The sequence below is a fragment of the Pseudomonas sp. FSL R10-1339 genome, from assembly GCF_009600545.1.
Taxonomy (GTDB): domain Bacteria; phylum Pseudomonadota; class Gammaproteobacteria; order Pseudomonadales; family Pseudomonadaceae; genus Aquipseudomonas; species Aquipseudomonas bubulae.
The window spans coordinates 1-10,225 of record NZ_WIVQ01000124.1 but is presented as its reverse complement, the minus strand read 5'-3'; the positions used below and the strand labels follow the sequence as shown (position 1 = coordinate 10,225).

The 10,225-nt window shown below is 58.0% G+C and carries 8 protein-coding genes; all 8 read right to left on the bottom strand.

Annotation, left to right across the window (positions count from 1 at the left end):
- Positions 1 to 82 precede the first annotated feature (82 nt).
- The 8 genes from GHO03_RS22225 to rnr all read right to left on the bottom strand — a co-directional run bounded on the left by GHO03_RS22225 (position 83) and on the right by rnr (position 9,951).
- Positions 83 to 2,389, bottom strand: a complete 2,307-nt coding sequence (locus GHO03_RS22225) for a YgiQ family radical SAM protein (RefSeq protein WP_095000967.1) — start codon at positions 2,387 to 2,389, stop codon at positions 83 to 85.
- Between the two features lie 232 nt (positions 2,390 to 2,621).
- Positions 2,622 to 4,016 (bottom strand): replicative DNA helicase, encoded by a 1,395-nt coding sequence (gene dnaB / locus GHO03_RS22220; protein ID WP_016783319.1) that lies wholly within the window; start codon positions 4,014 to 4,016, stop codon positions 2,622 to 2,624.
- 120 nt (positions 4,017 to 4,136) lie between these two features.
- Positions 4,137 to 4,583 carry a 50S ribosomal protein L9 gene (gene rplI / locus GHO03_RS22215; protein ID WP_003439047.1) on the bottom strand — a complete coding sequence of 149 codons (447 nt, stop codon included), beginning with the start codon at positions 4,581 to 4,583 and terminating at the stop codon, positions 4,137 to 4,139.
- Positions 4,584 to 4,602: 19 nt separating this feature from the next.
- Complete coding sequence (locus tag GHO03_RS22210; protein ID WP_095000965.1) at positions 4,603 to 5,499, bottom strand: hypothetical protein; 897 nt, start codon at positions 5,497 to 5,499, stop codon at positions 4,603 to 4,605.
- A 36-nt stretch (positions 5,500 to 5,535) separates the two neighbouring features.
- Positions 5,536 to 5,766: a 30S ribosomal protein S18 gene (gene rpsR, locus GHO03_RS22205; protein ID WP_003171373.1), complete on the bottom strand. Its 231-nt coding sequence runs from the start codon at positions 5,764 to 5,766 to the stop codon at positions 5,536 to 5,538.
- Between the two features lie 28 nt (positions 5,767 to 5,794).
- Positions 5,795 to 6,220, bottom strand: coding sequence for a 30S ribosomal protein S6 (rpsF, locus tag GHO03_RS22200; protein WP_003439045.1), 426 nt, complete (start codon positions 6,218 to 6,220; stop codon positions 5,795 to 5,797).
- A gap of 306 nt (positions 6,221 to 6,526) precedes the next feature.
- Entirely contained in the window at positions 6,527 to 7,291 is a 765-nt protein-coding gene (gene rlmB / locus GHO03_RS22195) for a 23S rRNA (guanosine(2251)-2'-O)-methyltransferase RlmB (protein WP_095000964.1), read from the bottom strand.
- Positions 7,288 to 9,951 carry a ribonuclease R gene (gene rnr / locus GHO03_RS22190; RefSeq protein ID WP_095000963.1) on the bottom strand — a complete coding sequence of 888 codons (2,664 nt, stop codon included), beginning with the start codon at positions 9,949 to 9,951 and terminating at the stop codon, positions 7,288 to 7,290. The genes rlmB and rnr overlap by 4 nt, the downstream gene beginning before the upstream one ends.
- Positions 9,952 to 10,225: the final 274 nt, after the last annotated feature.

Below are 10,225 nucleotides of genomic sequence, written 5' to 3'. Positions count from 1 at the left end.
GCCTGCTCGCGAAGGTCGTTCGCGAGCAGGCTCGCTCCCACAATAGGGCTTGACCTGCAACAGAGTATCTACAAGGGCAGGCTTAGCGCGGCACTACCGGCTTGCGGGCCGGGCGCTGGCTCTTGCCGCCCTTGGCTGCTTCCTGGCGCTCCTTGGCGGCCTGCTTGTTGCGGGCAAACGCAGCAGCCTTGGCCTGTTCACGCTTGTCCCACGGGTTGCCACCATCACTGGCACGCGGCGGCAGGCCAGTGTGCTGGGTCAGGATCTTGGTGGTCTTCTCACCCGCGACCTTGTGGCTACCGGCAGGCGTCGAGTTTTTGCGACGGGCACTCTGGTAACTGTCGGTCGCCGGCTGATGCAACGGGATCAACTGGTCCTTGCCCGAACCGATCAGGTCGGCACGGCCCATGCGGGTCAGCGCCTCACGCAGCATCGGCCAGCCTTTCGGGTCGTGATAGCGCAGGAACGCCTTGTGCAGGCGGCGCTGCTCCTCGCTCTTGACGATGGTCACCGAGTCGCTCTTGTACGTGACCTTGCGCAGCGGGTTCTTGCCCGAGTGGTACATCGCGGTGGCGGTAGCCATCGGCGACGGGTAGAACGCCTGCACCTGGTCGGCACGGAAACCGTTGGTCTTGAGCCAGATGGCCAGGTTCATCATGTCTTCGTCTTTAGTGCCGGGGTGAGCGGCAATGAAGTACGGGATCAGGTACTGCTCTTTGCCTGCTTCCTTGGTGTACTTCTCGAACATGCGCTTGAACTTGTCATAGCTGCCAATGCCCGGCTTCATCATCTGGTTGAGCGGACCTTCCTCGGTGTGTTCCGGGGCGATCTTCAGGTAACCACCGACGTGGTGGGTGACCAGTTCCTTCACGTATTCCGGCGACTCGACGGCAAGGTCGTAACGCAGACCGGAAGCGATCAGGATTTTCTTCACGCCCGGCAAGGCACGGGCGCTGCGGTAAAGCTGAATCAGCGACGAGTGGTCGGTGTTCAGGTTCGGGCAGATGCCCGGGAAAACGCAGGACGGCTTGCGGCACGCGGATTCGATTTCTGGCGTTTTGCAGGCGATGCGGTACATGTTCGCGGTCGGGCCGCCAAGGTCGGAAATAACCCCGGTAAAGCCTGGCACCTTGTCGCGGATCTCTTCGATTTCGCGAATGATCGACTCTTCGGAGCGGTTCTGGATGATGCGGCCTTCGTGCTCGGTAATCGAGCAGAAGGTGCAACCACCAAAGCAGCCACGCATGATGTTCACCGAGAAACGGATCATGTCGTAGGCCGGGATTTTTTCCTTGCCGTACGCAGGATGGGGAATACGTGCGTAAGGCATGCCAAACACGTAGTCCATTTCTTCAGTGGTCATCGGGATCGGTGGCGGGTTGAACCATACATCCACTTCGCCGTGCTTTTGCACCAGCGCACGGGCGTTGCCCGGGTTGGTTTCAAGGTGCAGCACGCGGTTGGCGTGGGCATACAGCACCGCATCAGCACGTACTTTCTCGACCGATGGCAGACGGATGACCGTCTTGTCACGGGTCATGCGCGGGCTGGCCAGGATCTGCACGACCTTGGCTTCGTTCGGGTCTTCAACCGGGCCCTTTTCCTGCTCGATGGCGCAGGCCTGGGTGTCCTGGGTGTTGACGTACGGGTTGATGATCTTGTCGATCTTGCCCGGACGGTCAATACGCGTGGAGTCGACTTCATACCAGTCTTTTGGCGTATCGCGACGAATGAACGCGGTGCCGCGCACATCGGTGATGTCTTCGACTTTGTGGCCGTAGGACAGACGCTGGGCTACTTCGACGATGGCGCGCTCGGCGTTGCCGTACAACAGGATATCGGCACAGGCGTCGATCAGGATCGAATTGCGTACGCGGTCCTGCCAGTAGTCGTAATGCGCGATACGGCGCAACGAAGCTTCGATACCGCCGAGTACGATCGGTACGTTTTTGTAGGCTTCCTTGCAGCGCTGGCTGTACACCAGACTGGCGCGATCCGGACGTTTGCCTGCCATGCCACCGGGGGTGTAGGCGTCATCGGAACGGATCTTTTTGTCAGCGGTGTAGCGGTTGATCATCGAGTCCATGTTGCCGGCGGCAACGCCGAAGAACAGGTTCGGCTCGCCCAGCTTCATAAAGTCGTCTTTGGACTGCCAGTTCGGCTGGGCAATGATGCCCACACGGAAACCCTGGGACTCCAACAAGCGACCAATGATGGCCATACCAAATGACGGGTGATCGACATAGGCATCACCCGTCACGATGATGATGTCGCATGAATCCCAGCCAAGCTGATCCATCTCCTCCCTGCTCATGGGCAGGAATGGTGCTGGGCCGAAACATTCGGCCCAGTACTTCGGATAGTCAAATAGAGGCTTGGCTGATTGCATGTCGATGACCGGTGTTGAGTGCAAAAAAGGGGGCGCGGCATTTACTAAGAAATTCGCGGGCGCGGAATATAGCACAAAAAATGACCAATTCCGACGGCAATGGTCGGAATTGATTGGCGCAGGCATATTGTCTGTGGGAGCGAGCTTGCTCGCGATTCAGGCGGCGCGATCTATCTGATTGACCGCGTCGATGCTATCGCTGGCAGGCCAGCTCCCACAGAAGCCGGACAGGTTAATCGTCGTCGAAGTTGTAACTGCCTGGCGCCAGGTTTTCGAAGCGCGTGTATTTGCCGATAAACGCCAGGCGCGTGGTGCCGATCGGGCCGTTACGCTGCTTGCCGATGATGATCTCGGCAATGCCCTTGTGCTCGGTCTCGGGGTGGTACACCTCGTCCCGGTACACGAACATGATGACGTCGGCGTCCTGCTCGATGGCTCCGGATTCACGCAAGTCGGAGTTGATCGGGCGCTTGTTGGGCCGCTGCTCCAGGGAACGGTTGAGCTGTGACAGCGCGACTACCGGGCAGTTGAATTCCTTGGCCAGCGCCTTGAGGGAGCGGGAAATCTCGGAGATTTCGTTGGTACGGTTGTCACCGCCGGAACCCGGGATCTGCATCAATTGCAGGTAGTCGATCATGATCAGGCCGATATCGCCGTGCTCACGCACCAGTCGCCGGGTACGGGCGCGCATTTCCGAGGGGCTGATGCCCGCGGTATCGTCGATAAACAGTTTACGGTCATTGAGCAGGTTGACCGCCGAAGTCAGGCGCGGCCAATCGTCGTCTTCGAGGCGACCGGCCCGGACCTTGGTCTGGTCGATGCGACCCAGCGATGACAGCATACGCATGATCAGCGATTCACCTGGCATCTCGAGAGAGTAAACCAGTACCGCTTTCTCGCTGCGCAATACGGCGTTTTCAACCAGGTTCATCGCAAAGGTGGTTTTACCCATCGATGGACGACCGGCGACGATAATCAAGTCCGCAGGCTGCAAGCCGCTGGTCATGCCATCGAGGTCGGTGTAACCGGTGGACAGGCCGGTGATGGCGTTGTCGGTGTTGAACAGCGTGTCGATACGGTCGATGGCTTTGGTTAACAGATCATTGACGCTCACCGGGCCACCGGTTTTTGGCCGGGCCTCGGCAATGGCAAAGATCTGGCGCTCGGCCTCATCGAGGATTTCTTCGGCGCTGCGCCCTTCCGGGTTGAATGCACTGTCGGCGATTTCGGTGCTGATACCGATAAGCTGACGCAACGTCGCACGCTGACGCACGATCTGGGCGTAGGCCTTGATGTTGGCGACCGACGGCGTATTTTTTGCCAGTTCACCGAGGTAGCCCAGGCCGCCCACCTGCGAAGTCTGACCTTCCTTGTCCAGTTGCTCGGCAAGGGTCACGACGTCAATCGGGGAGTTCTGGTCTGCCAGCTTGGCTATGGCGCGGAAGATCAGGCGGTGGTCATGTCGATAAAAATCACCGTCCGAAACCTGATCCAGCACGCGTTCCCAGGCGTTGTTGTCCAGCATCAAACCACCGAGCACAGCCTGTTCGGCCTCGATGGAATGCGGAGGCACCTTCAGGGCTGCGGTTTGTAGATCGTATTGCTCAGGAGCGGAGATATCGTTCATGGCCACTTGGAATTAGTTTGAAAATCAGGATCTGCAGAAAGACAAAGGGCACGACCTGTAAACAGGATCGTGCCCGATGTTAACCGTCCGGCACACAAGGTGCCAGTCAGTTAAGACTGCTTAAGCAGCTACCACAACAACGCGTACGGTTGCTTCAACTTCGGCGTGCAGGTGCACAGCCACGTCGAATTCGCCAACGTTGCGGATAGTGCCGTTCGGCAGACGAACTTCGCTTTTTGCAACTTCAACGCCGGAGGCGGTCAGTGCATCAGCGATGTCGTGAGTGCCGATCGAGCCGAACAGCTTGCCTTCGTCGCCAGCGGTGGCAGTGATAGTCACTTCCAGCTCAGCCAGTTGGGCAGCGCGTGTTTCAGCCGAAGCTTTTTTGTCTGCAGCAGCTTGTTCCAGCTCAGCACGACGCTCTTCAAACGCAGCCAGGTTGGCAGCGGTTGCAGCGGTAGCTTTGCCGTACGGCAGCAGGTAGTTACGACCGTAACCGGCCTTAACATTTACTTTGTCGCCCAGGTTGCCCAGGTTCGCGACTTTTTCCAGAAGGATCAGTTGCATGTGAAAATCCTCTTAACTTTTAACCTTCACCGTCCGCAGAGTCTTTATCGGTGCCTTTCGGCGCCAGACGTCCGCGAAAATCAATCAGGCTGTCGACAATGGCCAAGACCACGAGCAACGGATAGATCAGCTGCATAAACAGCAACAGCGTGACGTACAACCCCACCAGCCAGAACTTGGCCAGTCGCTTTTGCGCCACCAGCCCATGAATCAGGGCCAGCCCGGCGAAGAACAACGCTACGCTGCACAACGGCGTAAGCATGGCCATTTCGGGACCGAAGTTCGGCCCTACAAGCATGCACGCCAGCAATACGAGCGCTGGTCCCAGCGGTAGGCGGATGCTGCGAAATTCGCTGGCAAAACCACCCGGGTTATACAACAACGCCTGCCAATAACGCCCAAGTATCAGGCTCAGCACGCTGACGACCTGCATCAAAGCTGCAATCAAACCGGTGAGGACGGGTGCAATCAGTGCTCCAAGGCGCGCTCGCTCTACGTCAGATAACTTGTCGTAGAGACCATTGAGGACCTGCGGCAGAAGTTTTTCCAACTCCTGCGCCATCGCACCAATGGGTTCGCGGAAAACCGTACCCAGGACCACGCCATACACCACACCCAACGCTACGCTGACCAGCAGCACGCGATTCCAGGACTGACCGGCGCGTAACATCAACGCCAGCCCCAGAGTTCCCAGCAGCACCATAAGGGTGCGGGGCTCTCCGATAAACCACCAGACCAAGGCCGGCAGTAACGCCCATGAGAGAATGCTCAAGGCATCTCTCGGACCGCGCCGCAGAAGCACCAGGCTACCTGCAGCAGCACTCAACCAGAACAAGAACGGCAATGCCGCACATCCGGCCACGATTAACGTGGCCTGCACACGGCCTCGCATGATGAACTCAGCTAAGGCGCGCATGCTTTCAATCCTTTACTACTTGTCGACTGCCCGGTCTCAGCGGCCGTGGCTGTCGGTGTAGGCCAGCAGGGCCAGGAAGCGGGCGCGCTTGATAGCGGTGGCCAGCTGACGCTGATAACGAGCTTTAGTACCGGTGATACGGCTTGGAACAATTTTGCCGGTCTCGGATACGTAAGCTTTCAGAGTGTTGAGATCCTTGTAATCGATCTCTTTCACTTCTTCTGCGGTGAAGCGGCAGAATTTACGACGACGGAAGAAACGTGCCATGTAATTGGCTCCTCAAAAGGTCCGTGGATTACTCGTCAGCGTTATCGCTGGCGTCGCTGTTATCGCTGTCATCGCCATCGGCGCTGTCAGAATGCTCAGGACGGTCACGACGCTCACGGCGCTCACTGCGGTTCTCTTCAGCCTTGAGCATCTCGGACTGGCCAGTTACGGCTTCGTCGCGACGGATGACCAGGTTACGGATCACAGCATCGTTGTAACGGAAGTTGTCTTCCAGCTCAGCCAGGGCTTTGCCAGTGCACTCAACGTTCAGCATCACGTAGTGAGCCTTGTGAACATTGTTGATTGCGTAGGCCAGTTGACGACGGCCCCAATCTTCCAGACGGTGGATTTTGCCGCCGTCTTCTTCGATCAGCTTGGTGTAACGCTCTACCATGCCGCCGACTTGTTCGCTTTGATCCGGGTGGACCAAAAAGATGATTTCGTAATGACGCATGAATGCTCCTTACGGGTTGTAGCCTGCCGCTAACTAAAAAGCGGTCAGACAAGGAGTGAATGACACTTGTGTGTCTTGCCTAGAGAGGCACATATGCGCCCGCCATGACGGCAAGGGGCGCAATTGTAGAGAAGGGACAACAGAGGCGCAAGGCAATTGGTGATTATTTGAACAATCTTTACTTGTATACGCCACAAACCAATGTGGGAGCGGGCTGGCTCGCGATGGCATCGCTGCGGTCATCCAGAGACACCGCGTGATACGCATCGCGAGCAAGCCCGCTCCCACATTTAACAGCCAGCCAGCTTACTTCTTCTTCGAAGAAGTCTTGGCCTTGGCGCCGCGCTGACGCTGGGCTTCGAACAGGCAAACACCTGTCGCCACCGAAACGTTCAGGCTGCTGACGCTGCCGGCCATCGGCAGCTTGACCAGGTAATCACAGTGCTCACGGGTCAGGCGACGCATGCCCTTGCCTTCTGCCCCCATGATCAGGATGGTCGGGCCGGTCAGGTCCTGGTCATAGATACTGACTTCAGCCTCACCGGCCGTACCGACAACCCACAAGCCGCGCTGCTGGAGCTTCTCCAGGGTACGCGCCAGGTTGGTCACGGCAACCAACGGAATAACTTCCGCTGCACCGCAGGCTACTTTTCGTACCGTCGGCGTCAGCGTTGCAGATTTGTCCTTGGGCACGATAACAGCCAGCGCACCGGCAGCATCCGCCGAACGCAGGCAAGCACCCAGGTTGTGGGGATCGGTCACGCCGTCCAGCACCAGCAGCAACGGGGCACCTTCAGTGCGATCGAGCAGCTCGTCGAGCATGGCTTCGCCCCAGACCTGGCTCGGACTCACGTCCGCCACCACACCCTGGTGCACGCCTTCGACCCAGACGTCCATTTCACGACGCTCGGCCTGGCCGACAGCCACACGGTTTTCGTTGGCCAGCTCGATCAGCGTTTGTACACGCGGATCACTGCGACCTTCTGCCAGCCATACCTGCTTGACGCGCTTGGGATGGTGACGCAGCAATGCTTCTACGGCATGCACGCCATAGATTTTTTCCAGACTCATGACTTGGCCTTAGGTTTGCGCGCCCCGCCGCTTTTGGCGGCTGGAGCGGTGCCCGATTTTGGCGGGCCTTTACGATGTTTGCTCGGCTTGGAAGGCTTGCCCGCATCTTTTGCAGGCGCCCCCCTACCCGACTTTCCCGGCTCCGATGTCCGACCGCCGCTTTTCGATTCGGCCAGCAGCGCCTGTTTCAGTTCACGGCTTTTGCGCAGCTCGGCGTTTTTTGCCGCAGCATCGCTTGGGCGATAAGCATCATCCGAGGATTTTTTAGCGGGCTTGGCCGGCGCACTGCGACGTGCAGCCGGGGCTGGCTCAACCGGCTTTTCAGTCGGCTTGGTACCGGCCTTGCCTGCATTCCTGGTTTTAGGCGCATCAGCAGTACGATTTTTACGACCAATCGGCGCACTGAGGGTTTTTTCCGCCATTTCGAAGTCGATCTTGCGCTCGTCGAGATCGACGCGCATGACCCGCACTTCAACGGTATCACCCAAGCGGAAGCTGCGACCGGTGCGCTCGCCCGCCAGGCGGTGATGCACAGGGTCGAAGTGGTAGTAGTCGCCCGGCAAGGCAGTTACGTGAACCAGACCTTCAACATAGATATCGGTCAGTTCCACGAACAGGCCAAAACCGGTCACTGCCGTTACCACGCCAGGGAACGACTCACCTACGCGATCCTTCATGAACTCGCACTTGAGCCAGTTGGTCACATCGCGGGTGGCTTCGTCGGCACGGCGCTCGCTCATGGAGCACTGCTCGCCGAGCTGCTCCAGGATCGCTTCGTCGTACGGATAGATGCGCGCTTTCGGAATGGTCATCGCACCAGCACGGCGAACGTGCGGGGTATCCATCTTGGAATGGATCACGCTGCGGATCGCACGGTGGGTCAACAGGTCAGGGTAGCGACGAATCGGCGAGGTGAAGTGGGTATAGGCTTCATAATTCAGGCCGAAGTGGCCCTGGTTATCGGAGCTGTATACCGCCTGGCTCAACGAACGCAGCATTACGGTCTGGATCAGGTGGAAATCCGGACGGTCCTTGATGCTGGCCAGCAATGCCTGGTAATCCTTTGGCGACGGACCATCTTTACCTTTGTGCAGGCTCAGGCCCAGCTCACCGAGGAACGCACGCAGTTTTTCCAGACGCTCCGGCGGCGGACCATCGTGGACACGATACAGCGCAGGAATCTCGTGCTTCTTGAGGAACTCGGCGGTGGCCACGTTGGCCGCCAGCATGCACTCTTCAATCAGCTTGTGCGCATCGTTACGGGTGGTCGGGCGAATATCGGCAATTTTGCGATCGGAACCGAAGATGATCCGGGTTTCCTGGGTTTCAAAATCAATCGCGCCACGGGTATGACGAGCTGCCAGCAACACCTTGTACAACGAGTACAACTGCTTGAGGTGCGGCACTACATCAGCGTATTCGCTGCGCAGTTGCTTGGCCTCGCTGGTTTTCGGCTGTTCCAGAATAGTGCTGACCTTGTTGTAGGTCAGACGTGCCTGGGAATGGATCACCGCTTCGTAGAACTGATAGTCGGTCATTTCGCCGGTTTTGGAGATGGTCATCTCGCAAACCATGGCCAAACGGTCGACTTTCGGGTTCAGCGAGCACAGGCCGTTGGACAGCTGCTCAGGCAGCATCGGGATCACGCGCTCCGGGAAGTACACCGAGTTGCCGCGAACCTGGGCTTCGGCATCCAGGGCCGAACCGATTTTCACGTAGCTGGAGACGTCGGCAATTGCCACGTACAACTTCCAGCCGCCGGAGAACAGGCGCAGCTTGCCAGGCTTGGCTTCGCAGAATACGGCGTCATCGAAGTCGCGGGCATCTTCGCCGTCAATGGTGACGAACGGCAGATGACGCAGGTCGATGCGCTTCTCTTTGTCTTTCTCTTCGACTTCCGGCTTCAGACGGCTTGCTTCCTTAAGCACAGCTTCCGGCCATACGTGAGGAATGTCGTAAGTACGCAGGGCAATATCGATTTCCATGCCCGGAGCCATGTAGTTGCCTACAACCTCCAGTACATCGCCTTGCGGCTGGAAACGCGGCGTAGGCCAGTGAGTAATCTTCACTTCGACGAACTGACCGATTTTTGCGCCAGCGTTGCGACCCGGGGTTACCAGCACTTCTTGCTGGATCTTCGGGTTGTCGGCCACTACGAAGCCAATACCACCTTCTTCAAAGTAGCGACCCACGATGGTTTCGTGAGCACGGGAAACCACTTCGACGATCACGCCTTCACGACGACCACGACGGTCCAGCCCCGAAACACGGGCCAGCGCACGGTCGCCATCGAACACCAGGCGCATTTGCGCAGGGCTCATGAACAGGTCGTCGCTGCCGTCGTCCGGAACCAGGAAGCCGAAGCCATCGCGGTGGCCACTGATACGGCCGAGAATCAGGTCGAGCTTGTCCACCGGCGCGTAAGTGCCACGGCGGGTGTAAATCAGTTGGGCATCGCGCTCCATCGCACGCAGGCGACGGCGCAAGGCCTCGATTTGGTCTTCTGTGGTCAGACCGAACTCTTCCACCAACTGTTCACGAGCAGCAGGCGAGCCACGCTCGGCCAGGTGCTGAAGGATCAGTTCGCGGCTAGGGATAGGGTTTTCGTATTTTTCCGCTTCACGTGCGGCCTCGGGATCGAGGGTCTGCCAATCGGCCATTAGATAGTTTTCACCTTGTCTATATGCGGGTTAGTTTGGCATACGCGTATTGAAACGGGAAATTTCAGGCACACACTGGGCCTTATTAGTCCTTTCTGACGCGCTTTGCTGCTGTCGACCAACCGTTCGCGAAATATTTTCACTATTTTTAAACACAACGCTTTACAGGTCAAAGGTTCGTCCGTAAGATGCGCGCCATCAACAACGGCAACAGCGTTGAAGATACTGCCCAGATGGTGAAATTGGTAGACACGCCAGCTTCAGGTGCTGGTGA